The sequence below is a fragment of the Geobacter hydrogenophilus genome, from assembly GCF_018501225.1.
In the GTDB taxonomy this organism is placed as follows: Bacteria; Desulfobacterota; Desulfuromonadia; order Geobacterales; family Geobacteraceae; genus Geobacter; species Geobacter hydrogenophilus.
On sequence record NZ_JAHCZI010000033.1, the window covers coordinates 1 to 611 of the forward strand.

At 58.3% G+C, this 611-nt stretch carries 2 pseudogenes; both read left to right on the forward strand.

Features of this window, described 5'->3' with window-relative positions:
• Positions 1 to 222, forward strand: a pseudogene (locus KI811_RS18395) (hypothetical protein); the annotation flags it as partial.
• Positions 223 to 237: 15 nt separating this feature from the next.
• Positions 238 to 611 (forward strand): annotated as a pseudogene (locus tag KI811_RS18400) (cytochrome C); the annotation flags it as partial.

A 611-nucleotide genomic window follows, 5' to 3' on the forward strand; every position in this document is an offset into this window, starting at 1 on the left:
TTCTACGACGTGACAAAGAGCCTCCAGGTAGCCGGCGGCCTCGGCTATGACGTGTACAAGCGCGATGTCATGGACAACGACGAGATCGCCCGGACCTACTGGCTCGGCGGCAAGTACAAGCTGGCCAAGAGCATGGCCGCTTCCCTGCGCGTCGAAAACAACGTGAATGCCAGGTACGAGAACGACACGCAAGGACGCTTCGTCTTTGACTACGATTTCTAGAAAGGGGGAGAATCCGTGAAGAAATGGTTAATCGCACTACTGCTCCTCGCGGCGTCGACCTTCTCAGTTCAAATGGCGCGGGCCGACAAGATGTCGCACAAGGAGTATGCTTCGACCCCCCTAGCCGACTGCAATTCGTGCCACAAGGGAGAGGGGGTCGCCCCGAACCATGACGCAGACTGGCTCCGTGGGCACCGGGTTCTTGCCAGCAAGGCGGGAAACAACTGCTACCAGTGCCACACCCAGCAGTTCTGTCTCGACTGTCACAAGGGGGGCGGGATAGATGCCAACCTGTCGACCCGCAACTATCAGCGCGACTATGTACCCAAGAGCCACCGGACGGATTTCATCAACATCCATCCGATCAAGGCCCTGGACAATCCCCAGAG